Here is a 15,422-nt window from a genome sequence, read left to right as displayed (position 1 = left end):
CCCTCCCGTGATACCAATGGGAGGTGGCCGAGACCCTCTTCACCATCCCCCTCTGGGCAGACATCGTCGCGGTCGCCGTCGGAAGCGTGCAGGGCGGTCTCTTCGCCGCCGGATTCCGCGACCGCAAGCTCGATCTGCTCGGCATCGCCATCATCGGCACCGGAACAGGCCTCGGCGGCGGCCTGCTGCGCGACCTCATGCTCAACGTGCCACCCGTCGCGTTCCAGACCAACTGGTACCTGCTCGTCGCCGTGCTCGCCGCACTGCTCGGGATGCTCCTCAACCGACTGTTCACCAGAGTCGCCATCGCCATCGCCATCCTCGACGCCCTCACCATCGGCCTCTTCGCCGCAATCGGCACAGCGAAAGCGCTCGACCTCGGCCTGCCCGCCATCCCCGCAGTGTTCATCGGAGTGCTCGGCGGCGTCGGCGGCGGAATCGTGCGCGACCTGCTGCTGAACCTGCCCATCGCCGTCATGCACGTCGGATCGCTGTACGCCGTCGCAGCAGTCGGCGGATGCACCGTCATGGTCATCGCCGTCGGCCTCGGCGTCGAACTCACGGTCGCCGCCATCGTGTGCGTCGTGCTCACCACGCTCGTGCGCATCCTCGCCATGCGCTTCGGCTGGAGCCTGCCGGAGCAGCGCGAACTCAGTCGGCTGCCCCGGCTACCGCGATGGCCGCGGAACGTGCGGTGACCTGGGGTTCTGTGCGGCCGGTCTCGAGACTGTCGCCGTAGACGGCGACACCTCGACCAGCGGGATGCTCGTAGCCGTAGACGGCGACACCTCGACCAGCGGGATGCTCGTAGCCGTAGACGGCGGCACCTCGACCAGCGGTGGCGGTGGCGTCAGACGGCGGCGAGCTCCTGGTCGCGGTTGCCCGCCTCCGAGCGCACCGCACGGTTCACCGCCGACACGATCGCCTTCAGCGACGCCGTCGAGATGTCCGCATCGATGCCGACACCCCACAGGGTGCGACCGTTGACGTTGAGCTCCACATAGGAGGCCGCCTGTGCGTCGCCGCCGGAGCTGAGGGCGTGCTCGACATAGTCGTACAGCGTCACATCGACACCCTGCGCGCCGAGCACCGACAGGAACGCCGCGATCGGGCCGTTTCCTGTGGCATCCGTCGACAGCGTCTCGTCATCAACCCGAAGATCGACATGCAGTGACACTTCGCCGCCCATGTCGCTCGACGTGCTCGTGCGCTTCAGTTCGAAGCGGCCCCACTTCTGCTCCGCGTCATCCGCAGGCAGGTACTCGTCGGTGAAGATGTCCCAGATCTGGCCGCTCGTGACCTCGCCGCCCTCGGCATCCGTCTTCGCCTGCACCACACCGCTGAACTCGATCTGCAGCTTGCGCGGCAGGTCGAGCGCGTGGTCGTTCTTCAGCAGGTAGGCGACGCCGCCCTTGCCGGACTGCGAATTGACACGGATGACCGCCTCGTAGCTGCGCCCCAGGTCCTTCGGGTCGACCGGCAGGTACGGAACAGCCCAGACGAGATCGTCGACGGAGACGCCCTGCTCGGCGGCCGCCGCATCCATCGCCTCGAAGCCCTTCTTGATCGCATCCTGATGCGAACCACTGAACGCCGTGTAGACGAGGTCACCCGCCCACGGGCTGCGCTCAGGCACAGGCAGCTGGGTGCAGTACTCAGCGGTGCGCTTGATGCCGTCGAGGTCGCCGAAGTCGATCTGCGGGTCGATGCCCTGCGTGAACAGGTTGATGCCCAGCGCGACGAGATCGACGTTGCCGGTGCGCTCACCGTTGCCGAAGAGGCAGCCCTCGATGCGATCCGCGCCGGCCATGTAGCCCAGCTCGGCCGCAGCGACCGCAGTGCCGCGGTCATTGTGCGGATGCAGGCTCAGGATGACGTTCTCGCGGTGGTTCAGATGGCGCGACATCCACTCGATCGAGTCGGCGTAGACGTTCGGCGTCGCCATCTCGACCGTCGCCGGCAGGTTGATGATGACCTTGCGCTCGGGGGTGGGTTCGAACACCTCGAGCACCTGGTTGCAGACATCGAGCGCGAACTCCAGCTCGGTGCCCGTGTAGCTCTCGGGCGAGTACTCGTAGAAGATCTCGGTGCCCTCGGCGATGTGCTCGGCCGCCCGGCACAGGCGAGCACCCTCGAGGGCGATGTCGATCACGCCCTGCTTGTCGGTGCGGAAGACGACATCGCGCTGCAGCACGCTCGTCGAGTTGTACAGGTGCACGATCGCGCGCTTGGCACCCTTGAGCGACTCGTAGGTGCGGGTGATGAGCGACTCGCGAGCCTGCGTCAGAACCTGGATCGTCACATCGTCGGGAATCGCATCGCCCTCGATGAGGCTGCGCACGAAGTCGAAGTCGGTCTGGCTCGCCGACGGGAAGCCGACCTCGATCTCCTTGTAGCCCATCTTCACGAGCAGGTCGAACATGATGCGCTTGCGCTCGGGGCTCATCGGGTCGATGAGCGCCTGGTTGCCGTCGCGCAGGTCGACGGCACACCAGCGGGGCGCCTGCGTGATGCGCTTCGACGGCCAGGTGCGGTCGGGGAGATCCACGTTCAGGACCTCGTTGTACGGGCGGTACTTGTGGATCGGCATCGCCGACGGTGACTGTGTGTTCTTCATGGTCCTAAGGTTTCTCTCTCGCTCTGATCGGTCAGCCGACGACGAACACCGCGACGAGGGAGGCCTGGGAACTAGGACTCGTCGCGGCAGCTAAGGAGAAGCAGACCGAACAGCACCTCTCCAGCGTAGCACTGCACGGCCACGGTTCGAAGGACACCCTCGAACGACGGAATCATGCGTGGCATCGTGATTCAGGACAACATGGAACCGTTTCCATGCTTTCTGTTGACACACCACAATCACCCGGCGTAGTGTCCCGGTAAATCCATGGAAGCGGTTCCATGCTCATTACCCGGACCGCTCCGCCATCCGATGCACCACGCAAACACAAGGGAGTGTTGTGGCCAATTCACGACGCACAATCGCCGCCTCGATCGCCGCAGCCGCTGCGCTCGCGCTCGTCGCAACCGGATGCAGCGCATCCGGTGACAGCGGCAAGACCACGCTGTCGATCACGACATTCGGCACCATGGGTGTCGATGCCAACTACGAGAAGTACATGGAGGAGAACCCCGACATCATCATCGAGGCGACCAACCTTGAGGGCGGTGGCGCAGCGCGTGACGACGCCTACGCGAAGATCGCCGCCGGCACCGGACTCAGCGACATCGTCGCCATCGAGGAAGGCTGGCTCGGCAGCATCCAGGAGGTCGCCGGCTCCTTCGTCGACCTGCGCGACTACGGGATCGAAGACCAGGCAGACACCTGGCTCGACTGGAAGTACGAGCAGGGAACGGATGCCGACGGCCGCGTGATCGGCGCCGGCCTCGACATCGGCCCTCAGGGCATCTGCTATCGCGGTGACCTCTTCGCGGCCGCAGGCCTTCCGAGCGAACGCACCGAGGTCGCCGAGTACCTCGGCGGCGACGACGCCACCTGGGAGCGTTTCTACGAGGTCGGGCAGGAGTACCTCGCCGCCTCGGGCAAGGCCTTCTGGCACAGCCCGCGCTTCTTCTGGAACTCCTTCGTGAACCAGCAGGACGAGGGCTACTACAAGGCCGACGGCGAGACCCTGAACATCGAGGGCAACAACGTGCTCAAGGAGCACTTCGTCGGACTCGTCGAGGCCGAGATGTCTGGCCTCGGAGCCAAGCTCCCGGGCTGGGATGTCGGACCAGAGGCGAAGGAGGACAAGTTCGCGACCTACATGTGCCCGAGCTGGATGCTCGGCATCGTGCAGGGCTACTACGACGCGGGCACGACCGACAGCGGCTGGGACTTCGCTGATGTGCTCCCCGGCGGTGCGGCCAACTGGGGCGGTGCCTTCCTGGGAGTCGCAGACTCCTCGCAGCACAAGGAGGAGGCCGCCAAGCTCGCGCTCTGGCTCGCTGCCCCCGCGCAGCAGGCAGCATCGTTCGAGCTCGCAGGCCCGTACCCCAGCACCATCGAAGGCCAGGAACTCGTGAACGACACCACCAACGAGTTCTTCAACAGCGCCCCGGTCGGCGAGATCTTCGCCGCCCGCTCCGAGGGCGTCGTGGCCCAGGTGAAGGGTCCTGAGGATTCGAACATCCAGGACAACGTGTTCGGGCCGATCCTCGACCGGGTCAGTCAGGGCGAGATCACCGACGGTGAGACCGCCTGGAAGGAAGCACTCACACTGCTCGACCAACTCGTCGGCAGCTGACGGTCGCAAACCCCGGCGGCCCCCATCCCCACGGATGGGGGCCGCCATCCCCCTGCCTTCAACAGGCCCGCCCCTCTCGCAGATTGGCTGAGTGATGGCCCTCACCACCACCGGGCACCGGCCGCCGGCCGCCCTCACGTTCAAGCAGAAGATGGCACGCCTCGACTACAAGGCGTCGCCATACCTCTACGTGGCACCGTTCTTCATACTCTTCGCCCTCATCGGCATCTTCCCGATCGCCTACACCCTCAACGTCTCGGTCTACGAATGGCATCTGCTCAAGGGGCAGGGCGACTTCGTCGGCATCGCCAACTTTCAGGCGGTGCTCGGCGACCCGTTCTTCTGGAACGCCTTCGGTAACACCATCAGCATCTTTCTACTCTCGGCCATCCCGCAGCTCGTGGTCGCCACAGGCATCGCCGCACTGCTCGACCAGGCGCTGCGGTGGCGCACGTTCTGGCGCATGAGCATCCTGCTGCCGTACATCGTCGCGCCGGTGGCGGTCTCGGTGATCTTCCTGCAGATCTTCAACCAGTACCACGGCCCCGTCGCAGGCCTGCTCGAATCCTTCGGGCTGGACCCCATCCGCTGGGCCTTCGATGTGTTCCCCTCCCACGTGGCGATCGCCTCAATGGTCAACTGGCGTTGGACCGGCTACAACGCCCTCATTCTTCTCGCCGCGATGCAGGCCATCCCCCGGGATGTCTACGAGTCGGCGGCCCTGGACGGTGCGAGCAAGGTGCGCCGGTTCTGGTCGATCACGATTCCGATGATCCGCCCCACGCTGATCTTCGTGGTCATCACCGCCACGATCGGCGGGCTTCAGATCTTCACCGAGCCGAAGCTCTTCGACGGGCGCACCAACGGCGGAGGCGACCGTCAGTTCCAGACGATCGTCCTCTACCTCTATGAGCTCGCATTCCCCCGCCGCGACTTCGGCCGGGCCGCCGCCACCGCCTGGATCCTGTTCATCATCATCATCCTGGCGGGGCTCATCAACTACGCCATCACGCGGGCCATTCGCACCAACGAGGTGCGTGCGGTCAAGATACCCGCCGGTGCGCTGCCGCAGAACACATTCGGAGGCCGCAAGTGACCGCCATCAAGCAACACGCACAGGCACCGCACCGGATGGATCCGGTTGCCGTCATGGAGCGGCGCGCCCGCCGACGCAAAGCATATGAACGCCCGGGGATGCTCACCTACGCCCTACTGATCGCCTACTTCGCCGGATCGGCGTTTCCGCTGTGGTGGTCGTTCGTGATCGCAAGCCGGCAGTCATCCGACACCAATCTGGTGCCACCGGCGATGCTGCCCGGGGAAAACTTCTTGGGCAACGCGGCAAAGGTCTTCGAGACGGTTCCCTTCTGGCAGGCGCTGCTCAACAGCGTCATCATCTCGGGCGCCATAACCGTGTCCGTCGTGTTCTTCTCCACGCTCGCGGGGTACTCCTTCGCGAAACTGCGGTTCAGGGGTCGAAGCGGGCTTCTCGTCGCGGTCATCGCGACCATGGCGATCCCGACGCAGCTCGGCATAATCCCGTTGTTCATGCTCATGGCCGACTGGGGCTGGATCGGAACGTTGCAGGCCGTGATCGTTCCCGGGCTGGTCACCGCCTTCGGGGTGTTCTTCATGCGGCAGTATCTCGTCGACGTCATCCCCGACGAGCTCATAGAAGCAGCCAGAGTCGACGGCGCGAGCATGTGGGGCACGTTCTGGCACGTCGCCGTGCCCTCTGCACGCCCGGCCATGGCGGTGCTCGGCCTTTTCACGTTCATGGCGGCCTGGACCGACTTCCTCTGGCCTCTCCTCGTGCTCGGCCCGAGTAACCCGAACGTGCAGACCGCGCTCGCCACACTGAGCGCCAGCGGAGGGCAGACCCCCGATCACTCCATGGTTCTGGCCGGTGCCGTGCTCTCTGTGATCCCGCTGCTCATCCTGTTCCTCGTCGCCGGTAAGCAACTCGTCGCCGGCATCATGCAGGGCGCCGTCAAGGGCTGACCGACCGCTCGAACCACCACCACACCACACAACAAGGACAATCCACTGTGACCATCAGCACCACCTCCCTGACCTCCACCGACGATCACCGCGAATCAGGTGCAGCTCTGCCTCAGGGCTTCGTCATCGGCTCGGCAACAGCCTCGTACCAGATCGAAGGTGCAGTGGATGAGGCTGGCCGCGGCCCCTCCATCTGGGACACCTTCAGCGCCACCCCCGGCGCGATCGTCAACGGCGACACGGGGGCCATCGCAGACGACCATTACCACCGCATGGAGGACGACCTCGACCTCATGGCCTCGCTCGGCCTAGAGGCCTACCGTTTCTCGATCGCGTGGCCGCGCATCCAACCCCTCGGTTCAGGGGAGGTCAACCAGGCAGGTCTGGACTTCTACAGCCGGCTCGTCGACGGGCTCATCGCCCGCGGCATCCGCCCCATCGCAACCCTGTACCACTGGGATCTGCCGCAGGCGCTTGAAAACGAGGGCGGATGGACGAACCGCGAGACCGCCTACCGCTTCGCCGAATACGCCGCGATCGTCGGTGCCGCGCTCGGTGATCGGGTCGCGACCTGGACGACCCTGAACGAGCCGTGGTGCAGCGCATATCTGGGCTACGGGTCGGGTGCTCACGCCCCCGGGCGCAAAGAACCGCTGGCCGCGCTTCGCGCCGTTCACCACCTGAACCTCGCTCACGGCCTCGCCATCAAGGCTCTGCGTGAGACGGTCACGCTCGACGCGGAGTATTCGATAACGCTGAACTTCCATGTTCTGCGTGGCGACCACGAGAGCTCCCCGGAGGCGATTCGCCGCATCGATGCTCTCGCCAACCGCTGCTTCACCGGCCCCGTGCTTCTCGGGGAATATCCCGCAGACTTCCTCGCCGACACCGCGGACATCACCGACTGGGCGTTCGTGCTGCCCGGCGATCTCGAGATCATCCGGCAGCCGCTCGACTTTCTCGGCGTCAACTACTACTCCACCGCCACCGTGCGCATGTGGGACGGCGAGTCACCGCGCCAGAATGCCGACGGACACAAGGATGTCGGTGGCTCGCCGTGGCCGGGAAGCCGCGATGTCGAGTTCCAGGTGCAAGACGGGCCCTACACGGCAATGGGCTGGAACATCGCCCCCGATGGGCTCGAAGAGCTGCTCGTCTCGCTCTCGGAACAGTTCCCCGATCTCCCCCTCATGATCACGGAGAACGGCGCCGCGTTCGACGACGAGGTGCGTGATGGCCGGGTCGACGACCCGGAGCGGGTCGACTACCTCCACCGGCACTTCGTCGCGGCGCACCGTGCGATGGCCCGGGGAGTCGATCTGCGCGGCTATCTGGTGTGGTCGCTGCTCGACAATTTCGAATGGGGCTACGGCTACAGCAAGCGCTTCGGGATCGTGCATGTGGACTACGAGACCCAGAAGCGCACCGTCAAGGCGAGCGGACACTGGCTGCAGCAGCTCATCGCCGAGCGACGCATCCCCTAGCCTGACGGAGCGCCACGCCGCCGTTGGCTAAGCTTCGCAAAGATCGGATGCGGCTGGAGCACCGTCATGAAGGGGTCGGGATGACGATCGGTAACGAGCAGGGGGGCACCGTGGCGACGCTCCGCGACGTCGCCGCGCTGGCCGGCGTGTCGCTCGCCACGGCCTCGCGCGTGATCAACGGGTCGACACAGGTCACCACCGCATCCGTCGCCGCCGTCAGCAGCGCGGTCGCGAAGCTCAACTATGTGCCCAACCGGGCCGCGCGCAGCCTCGCCCGTCGCAAGACACACATGATCGCGATGGTCATCCCGGAGCAGACCTCGAAGTTCTTCTCCGACCCCTACTTCGCCGCGGTGATCCAGGGCGCTGCCATGCGTGTCTCGTCAACCGATTACACCCTGACGCTCCTCATCGAGTCGGACGCCGACCCCCAGAAGACGATGCGCTTTCTCGAAGGCGGAAATGTCGACGGCGCTCTCATCCTCGCGCGCCACAGCCGCGACGCCTCCTACGTCGAACTCTCCCGCAGCCTTCCCGTCGTGTTCGGGGTTCGGCCTCTGATCGACGACGGCAGCGAACACTACGTCGTCGATGTCGACAACGTCGAGGCCGCCGCGAAGGCAACGCAGCACCTCGTGGATCGCGGTTGCCGCCGCATCGCCACCATCTCGCCGCCGCTCGACACCTCCGCTGGTATCGACCGCTCGGCCGGGTGGCGCCACACCCTCAGGGATGCCGGGCTGGATGCGGCGCAGCTGGAGGAGGGCGACTTCACCCCCGCCGGTGGTGCGGCCGCCATGAGGCGAATGCTTGAACGGGGGCCACTGCCCGACGGCCTCATGGCTGCCTCTGCACAGATGGCATCCGGAGCCCTCGGAGTTCTGAAGGAGCACGGCCTCACCGTGCCGGGCGACATCGCGGTCGCCACGATCGACGACAACTACTTCTCCACGAACTCCAGCCCCCCGCTCACCACGGTCGATCTGGCGACCGACACGAAGGGGGCGATCATGGCCGAGACCCTGCTCGATCTCATCGAGGGTCGGCCGGTGAAACCCCTCACGACCATAGAGACGCGGCTGATCGTGAGGGATTCCGCCTAGTCGACGGCGAGAGCCTGCACAGGTGACACACGGGTCGCCCGGCGGGCGGGCGCCTGCGCGGCGGCCAGCGTGAGCAACCCCGCGCCGACGACGAGCACCACGAGTAGCAGCCACGGAACCGACGGTGCCACGAGGCCGGGGCTGCCGTAGATCGCGCCGAGAAGCGACTGCGCGCCCGCCCAGCCATAGACGACACCCAGTATCAGGCCCAGCCCGACTCCCGTGACGGTCAACTGCACGCTCTCGGCGATGATCATCGCGCGCACCTGCCGGGCCGTGAAGCCGAGTGCGCGCAGCAGCCCGAGCTCTCGCGAACGCTGCAGCACGCTCAGCGAGAGATTGTTGATCATGCCGATGGCTGCGATGAGCGCCGAGAACCCGATCAGCACACTGAACACGCCAACCGTGACCAGCAGGATGCTGTCAACCGCTTGGTAGGACTCCGGCTCGTTCACCTGCGCCGCCCGGATCATGTCGAGATATCCCTGAGCCGCGACCGCGAAGGTCGTGACCAGGGTGACGCCGATGACGAGTCCGATCGTCGTACGAGCACTGCGCTCGGGGTAGCGGATGCCGTTCTGTGCCGCCAGCCGGGCCGACGACGATGACCCGAGGAGGCGACCGCTCACGGCGAGAAGGCGGGGAATGACCAGATGGGCACCGGCCACGACCCCCGAGAATGATGCCATGCCACCGACAAAGGAGACCAGGAAGCCGAGAGGCGAGACCATGCCGATCGCAACGCCCGCAGCCAGCACCACGAGCCCGCCGAAGAAGAGCACGCCGGCCATGGCGTTGCGCACAGGACGACGCATCGACTCCTCGCGGCTCGGCTCCTGTGCCGCACCGGTCGCTTGGATGGGCGTCACAGCAAGAACCTTCTTCGACCCGACCCACGAGGCCCACCAGGTGGTGAGCACGACGAAGACCATCGGCAGCACGACCAGAGGGTCGACGGTGCCGTAGTCGAGGCGCGGCACGAAACCGCTCGTCACCATCGCCGACAACCCGGCTATGGATATCAGCAGCCCGAGGAGCGTGCCGGCGATCGCGCCGAAGATCCCGACGAGAAGACCCTCGGTCGCGACGGAACGCCGCAGCGCCGCCGAGCTCGACCCGATCAGACGCATGAGCGCGATCGTGCGGGTGCGCCCCGCGATGATCGTCGCGAAGGTGTTCGCGGTCACGATCGACCCGACATAAACGGCGATGACGATGAACACGCCCGCCACCATCGCTAGGGCTACCTGCACCGAGCCGTGGGAGGCGATGTCATCGGCCGAGATCATCGTCGCCAGATAGCTCGTCGCCTGGATCAGCGCGACACCGAAGGATGCGCTCAACGTCGTCACGACAAGGCTCGAGACGTGGTCGCGCAGGCTCATGCTCTTCATGCCGTCTGCTCCATGCCCAGCATGAAGCTGCTGATCTCCTCGGGCGTCGAACGCTCGCGCTCCTCGACGACCTTCCCATCGGCGAGGAACAGGATGCGATCGGCGAAGCTTGCCGCGATCGGATCATGGGTGACCATGGCGATGCTCTGGCCGTAGCCGGAACTCGCTGCGGCCAGCAGCGAAAGCACCTCGCGCCCCGTCCTCGAATCGAGGTTGCCGGTGGGCTCGTCCGCGAACACCAGATCGGGTCTCGTCGCCAGCGCGCGGGCGATCGCCACCCGCTGCTGCTGGCCGCCCGAGAGCTGGTGTGGGCGGTGGCTGAGCCGGTTGCCGAGGCCGAGCGAATCGATGAGCTCCGTGATCCAGCCGCGCTCCGTCGTGTTCGGCTGACGCCCGTCCAACTCGAACGGGAGATGGATGTTGCCGCTCACGTCGAGAGTCGGCACCAGATTGAACGACTGGAACACGAAGCCTATGCGGCGGCGGCGCAGAACCGTCAACTCCGAGTCGCCGAGATGCGTGATGTCGGTGTTGCCGAGCCAGACCTGGCCCGATGTGGGCGAGTCGAGACCGGCCATGATGTGCATGAGCGTCGACTTGCCGGAGCCGCTCGGCCCCATGATCGCAGTGAACTCGCCCTGCCGGATCCCGATGGAGACGCCGTCGAGCGCGGTGACGCGGCTCGTACCCTCACCGTAGGACTTGCTGAGCTGGGAGACCCGGGCGACGAGGCCCGCTTCTGAATGATTGAATGCCATGCTTCAATCGTCTGATTCGCGGCGGGCCCCGGGCATCCGGCGCAGGTCGCGCATCCGTACATCTGAAGGATGACTCCGGATGCCCCGCAGGATGGCGATCCGCGCAGGCGGCACCTTCAGTCGGCGAGCCCGTTCTCAAACGCGAAGACCACGAGCTGCACCCGATCACGCAGACTCAGCTTTGCGAGGATGCGGCTGATGTGGGTCTTCACCGTCGCCTCGCTCAGAAACTCCTGCCGAGCGATCTCGGCATTGCTGAGCCCCTTCGCCGCCAGCGTGAAGATGTCGCGCTCCCTGCCGGTGAGCATGGCGAACTCCTGCGGCTCGCTCAGGCTCGAGGGCCTCTCCGCAAAGTGCTCGAACAGTTCCCGGGTGGCTGAGGCCGCGATGACCGAGGTGCCGGCGTGAACCGTGCGGATCGCCGCAAGCAGGAACTCCGGCTCGGCATCCTTCAACACGAAACCGCTCGCACCCGCCCTGATCGCGCGCGTCGCCGCCTCATCGAGGTCGAAGGTCGTCAGCACGATCACGCGAGGCGGGCGCCCACCACGGGCCTCGGCATCAGCGAGAATCGTTGCCGTCGACTCGATGCCGTCCATGACAGGCATGCGGATGTCCATCAGGATCACATCCGGCCGATGCTCCCTCGCCATGGCGATGCCCTCAGCACCATCGGCCGCCTCGCCGACGAAAGCGAGATCCGACTGCGACGACACGAGCATCCGGATGCCCGCCCTGAACAGGGCCTGATCGTCGACCAGCCCGACCGTGATCGGCTCACTCATTCGTGCTCCCCCACCTCGGCGCCCGCCATCCGGGGCTCATTTCCTGTCAATTCGGCGCTTCGCGGTTCGAACGGGATGCTCGCCGTGACGACAAAACGCTCACCCTGCACCCCCGTCACCAGCGAACCGCCCACGAGCGAAGCCCTCTCCCTCATACCGGCGAGACCGTGCCCGTGTGTGCCCAGCTCAGAAGTGTTCTCCGCCACTGCATTGTCGATGAGCAACTCGAGCCCGTTGGCAGACCAGTCGAGCACAAGCGATACCTCCTGCGTAGTGTCGCCATGGCGCAAAGCATTCGTGAGCGCCTCCTGCACGATGCGGAACACAGCCAACTGCTGACCCGAACCCAACTGACCAGGCAGCGTCCGAGCATCCCGAGCTTCGCCCCTCAGAAGCTCACGGCTGTCGATCACAAGCCCCGAAGCGCCCATCTGCTCAATGAGACGATCCAGATCGTCGAGCGTCGGCTGCGGGCCCACACCCTGGCTGTGCCTGAGCTGCCCCAGCAGGATGCGCACATCGCCGAGCGCCTCACGCGCCGTACCCGAAATGGCCGCCAACGCCTCCTCCACCGCACCGGGGTCGGACTTCGCCACATAACGGGCGCCGTCGGCCTGCGCGATCACAACCGCAAGCGAATGAGCCACAACGTCATGCATGTCGCGGGCGATGCGATTGCGCTCCTGCTCGACGATCGCCAGGCGCTCCGCCTCCTCCTGCTCCAGCTCAGCCTGCCGTTGCGCCGCCCGGCTCTCCGATGAGAGACGGCGGGTGCGCCCCAGAAGCCCGAGAGTCCAACTCAGCACGAAAGCGACAAGGCTGCTGACGAAGATGAGGCCGAAGACGAGCGTGAAATCGACGATCTGGTTGCGGAGGCAGCCGAGTGTCGACTCCACCGAACAGACCCCTCCGAGCGTGCCGCTCTGCAGGAACATGTACAGCGCAATGACCAGTGCACCAGCGCCGGCCGAGCCGAGCCCGAACCAGCGCACCGTGCGAGAACCATAGGCGGCCGTCGCGAACAGCACCGGCAGGATCGCCAGATTGGAGACATCCGGCTGCTGCAGGGTGAGCACCTGCAACAGCGCCCCGGCCCACGCGACCATGAGCGCGAGCTGAGGATTCGCGCGACGCAGCCCGAGAGCGGCGCCCATCGCCACGATCACGACCGCCATCGCCAGGTCGGGCACGCCGAGCGCCAGCCTGACGAGCACGCACGACGCCGACACCAGGATGTCGAACAGTAGCTGGCGCGTGGTCAGGGAGCGGAACATCCCTCCACGGTACGGCCTGAGGGGCTCGGTGCCGTCACCGGACGGGGAAGATCATCCTTGAGATGTAGCGGGGGTGCGAGGGTTTCGAGACGCTCCTCAACCCGCGAGGGGTGGGATCAGAAGCCCAGACGGCCAAGCTGCTTCGAGTCGCGCTGCCAGTCCTTTGCGACCTTCACCCGCAACGACAGGAACACCCTGCTGCCGATGAGCGGCTCGATCTGCGCCCTCGCCCGAGCACCGACCTCCGCAAGCCGGCTGCCCTTGTGGCCGATGATGATGCCCTTCTGGCTGTCACGCTCCACGAAGAGATTCGCGTAGATCTCGACAAGATCCTTGTCGTCGCGCTCCACGATGTCGTCGATGGTGATCGCGATCGAATGCGGCAGCTCATCCTGCACACCCTCGAGCGCCGCCTCCCGGATCAGCTCCGCGATACGATCCTCCAGCCTCTCCTCCGTCACCGTCTCCGCCGGGTACAGGGCGGGCGACTCCGGCAGGAGGGCGATCAGCTCGTCGGTGAGAGTGTCGAGCTGGATGCTGGTGAGCGCCGACACCGGAATGACCGCCTCCCAGTCGCGCAGCTCAGACACCGCCAGAAGCTGCTCGGCCACATGGGCCCGCCCCGCCGCATCGACCTTCGTGACGATGGCGACCTTCTTCGCGCGCGGGAAGGCATCCAGCTGCTCGTTGATGAAGCGATCGCCCGGCCCGAGCTTCTCGTTCGCGGGCACGCAGAAGCAGATCACGTCGACCTCGCCGAGCGTGTCCTGCACGACCGTGTTCAGCCGCTCGCCCAGAAGAGTGCGCGGCCGGTGGATGCCGGGCGTGTCCACCAGAACGAGCTGGCCGGATGCCCGGTGCACGATTCCGCGGATCGCCCGGCGGGTCGTCTGCGGCTTGCTGCTCGTGATGGCGACCTTCTCGCCGACGAGGGCATTCGTCAGCGTCGACTTGCCCACGTTCGGGCGCCCGACGAAGGTGACGAACCCCGCCCTGTGCGTCGCCGCGCCCGCCTGCTCGCCTGGTGTGTCACTGCTCATTGGGTGTCCTCATCTCGCGGAAAGCCTCTTGTGCGTCGATCAGCGCCGCATCGCGTTCGACCAGTACTGTGCTGAGGCGCTTGCGGCGCCCCTCGGTGCGCTCGGCGGTGAGGATCAGACCGGATGTCCTCGCAACAGAACCCGACTTCGGCAGCCGGCCGAACACCTTCGTCAGCAGCCCACCAACCGAATCGACGTCATCGTCGTCGAGGTCGATGCCGAAGAGCTCACCCAGCTCATCCACCGGCAGTCGTGCAGCAACCCGGAAGCGCCCGTCACCCAGATCCTTGATCTCCTCGACCGCACGGTCGTACTCGTCTGAGATGTCGCCGACGAGCTCCTCGATCAGATCCTCGAGCGTCACCAGCCCGGCAATGCCGCCGTACTCGTCCACGACCATGGCCAGGTGGTTCGACTCCAGCTGCATCTGACGCAGCAGGTCGTCTGCCTTCTTCGACTCGGGCACGAACAGTGCGGGCCGGGCCAGCTCGGCCATCGTCACCGACTGCGCGTCGATCGGCTGCTCGTGGCTGAGCCGCGCCACATCGCGCAGGTACAGCACCCCCAGAACCTCGTCGACGTCGTCACCGAGCACCGGCATGCGGGAGATCCCCTGACCGAGGAATGCCGACATGGCCTGCTCGATGCCGTCGACCCCGTCGATCGTCATCATGTCGGTGCGCGGGATCATCACCTCGCGCACGACCGTGTCGTTGAACTCGAAGATCGAATGGATGAGCTCACGGTCCTGCTCCTCGAGCACGTCGAGTTCCGTCGCCTCGTCGACCATGCTCAGCAGCTGCTCCTCAGAGCTGAACGTGACCGTCTTCGGCCGGCCCGGGGTGACCCTGTTGCCGATCGCGACGAGCGCCGCCGCGACCGGGCCCAGCAGCACGCGGATCGCGTGCACCACCCAGGCCGAGGCCCGCAGGATGGGTCTGGCGTGCTCGCGCCCCACACTGCGCGGGCTGGAGCCGACCAGAACGAAGGAGGTCACGATCATGATGAACGCCGAGCACAGCAGCGCGAGCCACCACTGCTCGAACAGGGTCGCGAACGACATCGTCACCAGAACGGCCGCCGTCGTCTCGGCAACCACGCGCATGAAGTTGAGGGCGTTGACATGCGCTCCCATGTCGGAGGAGATCGCCAGAAGCGAGCGACGGAAACGCGAATCCTGGGCGAGATCCTGCACATCGGCGCGGGAGAGCACGCCGATCGCGGCGTCGGCGGCAGCCAGCAGGCCACCGAAGGCGACGAGGAGCACCGCCGCGATGACGAAGACGATCGTCATGACGTTGCCGCCCGCTCAGGCCGCTGTGGGCATCCGGGCATCATC

At 66.0% G+C, this 15,422-nt stretch carries 13 protein-coding genes; 6 read left to right on the top strand and 7 right to left on the bottom strand.

The genetic code is table 11. The features are described 5' to 3' along the window. The first annotated feature begins 23 nt into the window (after positions 1–23). The gene (locus FB562_RS04520; RefSeq protein WP_141880055.1) at positions 24–698 is read left to right on the top strand and encodes a trimeric intracellular cation channel family protein; all 675 of its coding nucleotides are present in this window, start codon (positions 24–26) and stop codon (positions 696–698) included. Between the two features lie 152 nt (positions 699–850). Here the strand turns inward: FB562_RS04520 and leuA are convergent, their stop codons facing one another. After that, on the bottom strand, positions 851–2,617 hold the full coding sequence (leuA, locus tag FB562_RS04515) for a 2-isopropylmalate synthase (RefSeq protein ID WP_141880054.1): 1,767 nt from the start codon (positions 2,615–2,617) through the stop codon (positions 851–853). A gap of 340 nt (positions 2,618–2,957) precedes the next feature. On the opposite strand from leuA, the gene FB562_RS04510 reads away from it, so the two are divergent. The 5 genes from FB562_RS04510 to FB562_RS04490 all read left to right on the top strand — a co-directional run bounded on the left by FB562_RS04510 (position 2,958) and on the right by FB562_RS04490 (position 8,832). Further along, positions 2,958–4,244 (top strand): ABC transporter substrate-binding protein, encoded by a 1,287-nt coding sequence (locus FB562_RS04510; RefSeq protein ID WP_141880053.1) that lies wholly within the window; start codon positions 2,958–2,960, stop codon positions 4,242–4,244. 94 nt (positions 4,245–4,338) lie between these two features. Next, a complete protein-coding gene (locus FB562_RS04505) occupies positions 4,339–5,340 on the top strand; it encodes a carbohydrate ABC transporter permease (protein WP_141880052.1) in 1,002 nt (333 codons plus the stop codon). 35 nt (positions 5,341–5,375) lie between these two features. Next, positions 5,376–6,245, top strand: coding sequence for a carbohydrate ABC transporter permease (locus tag FB562_RS04500; RefSeq protein WP_141881081.1), 870 nt, complete (start codon positions 5,376–5,378; stop codon positions 6,243–6,245). A gap of 47 nt (positions 6,246–6,292) precedes the next feature. After that, complete coding sequence (locus tag FB562_RS04495) at positions 6,293–7,729, top strand: GH1 family beta-glucosidase (protein WP_141880051.1); 1,437 nt, start codon at positions 6,293–6,295, stop codon at positions 7,727–7,729. An 80-nt stretch (positions 7,730–7,809) separates the two neighbouring features. Beyond that, entirely contained in the window at positions 7,810–8,832 is a 1,023-nt protein-coding gene (locus FB562_RS04490; protein ID WP_141880050.1) for a LacI family DNA-binding transcriptional regulator, read from the top strand. Here FB562_RS04490 and FB562_RS04485 read toward each other — a convergent pair. From FB562_RS04485 to FB562_RS04460, 6 genes are all read right to left on the bottom strand, one after another. After that, on the bottom strand, positions 8,829–10,226 hold the full coding sequence (locus tag FB562_RS04485) for an ABC transporter permease (protein WP_141880049.1): 1,398 nt from the start codon (positions 10,224–10,226) through the stop codon (positions 8,829–8,831). The genes FB562_RS04490 and FB562_RS04485 overlap by 4 nt on opposite strands. Continuing rightward, on the bottom strand, positions 10,223–10,984 hold the full coding sequence (locus tag FB562_RS04480; protein WP_141880048.1) for an ABC transporter ATP-binding protein: 762 nt from the start codon (positions 10,982–10,984) through the stop codon (positions 10,223–10,225). Before FB562_RS04480 ends, FB562_RS04485 begins: the two co-directional genes overlap by 4 nt. 116 nt (positions 10,985–11,100) lie before the next feature. Further along, a complete protein-coding gene (locus FB562_RS04475; protein ID WP_141880047.1) occupies positions 11,101–11,769 on the bottom strand; it encodes a response regulator in 669 nt (222 codons plus the stop codon). Beyond that, positions 11,766–13,043: a sensor histidine kinase gene (locus tag FB562_RS04470; protein WP_141880046.1), complete on the bottom strand. Its 1,278-nt coding sequence runs from the start codon at positions 13,041–13,043 to the stop codon at positions 11,766–11,768. The genes FB562_RS04475 and FB562_RS04470 overlap by 4 nt, the downstream gene beginning before the upstream one ends. 116 nt (positions 13,044–13,159) lie before the next feature. Beyond that, complete coding sequence (gene era / locus FB562_RS04465; protein ID WP_141880045.1) at positions 13,160–14,083, bottom strand: GTPase Era; 924 nt, start codon at positions 14,081–14,083, stop codon at positions 13,160–13,162. After that, positions 14,073–15,377, bottom strand: coding sequence for a hemolysin family protein (locus FB562_RS04460; protein WP_141880044.1), 1,305 nt, complete (start codon positions 15,375–15,377; stop codon positions 14,073–14,075). The genes era and FB562_RS04460 overlap by 11 nt, the downstream gene beginning before the upstream one ends. Between the last annotated feature and the right edge of the window lie 45 nt (positions 15,378–15,422).

The organism is Homoserinimonas aerilata, from assembly GCF_006716125.1.
In the GTDB taxonomy this organism is placed as follows: Bacteria; Actinomycetota; Actinomycetes; order Actinomycetales; family Microbacteriaceae; genus Homoserinimonas; species Homoserinimonas aerilata.
The sequence above is the reverse complement of the archived record's forward strand: the minus strand, read 5'-3'. Positions and strand labels throughout refer to the sequence as shown.

Bases quoted from the DNA above. Each gene is read 5' to 3' on its own strand.
- FB562_RS04480 (WP_141880048.1), bottom strand. From the start codon at position 10,984: ATGGCATTCAATCATTCAGAAGCGGGCCTCGTCGCCCGGGTCTCCCAG.
- leuA (WP_141880054.1), bottom strand. From the start codon at position 2,617: ATGAAGAACACACAGTCACCGTCGGCGATGCCGATCCACAAGTACCGC.
- FB562_RS04460 (WP_141880044.1), bottom strand. From the start codon at position 15,377: ATGACGATCGTCTTCGTCATCGCGGCGGTGCTCCTCGTCGCCTTCGGT.
- FB562_RS04475 (WP_141880047.1), bottom strand. From the start codon at position 11,769: ATGAGTGAGCCGATCACGGTCGGGCTGGTCGACGATCAGGCCCTGTTC.
- FB562_RS04485 (WP_141880049.1), bottom strand. From the start codon at position 10,226: ATGAAGAGCATGAGCCTGCGCGACCACGTCTCGAGCCTTGTCGTGACG.
- era (WP_141880045.1), bottom strand. From the start codon at position 14,083: ATGAGCAGTGACACACCAGGCGAGCAGGCGGGCGCGGCGACGCACAGG.
- FB562_RS04500 (WP_141881081.1), top strand. From the start codon at position 5,376: ATGGATCCGGTTGCCGTCATGGAGCGGCGCGCCCGCCGACGCAAAGCA.
- FB562_RS04470 (WP_141880046.1), bottom strand. From the start codon at position 13,043: ATGTTCCGCTCCCTGACCACGCGCCAGCTACTGTTCGACATCCTGGTG.
- FB562_RS04505 (WP_141880052.1), top strand. From the start codon at position 4,339: ATGGCCCTCACCACCACCGGGCACCGGCCGCCGGCCGCCCTCACGTTC.
- FB562_RS04490 (WP_141880050.1), top strand. From the start codon at position 7,810: ATGACGATCGGTAACGAGCAGGGGGGCACCGTGGCGACGCTCCGCGAC.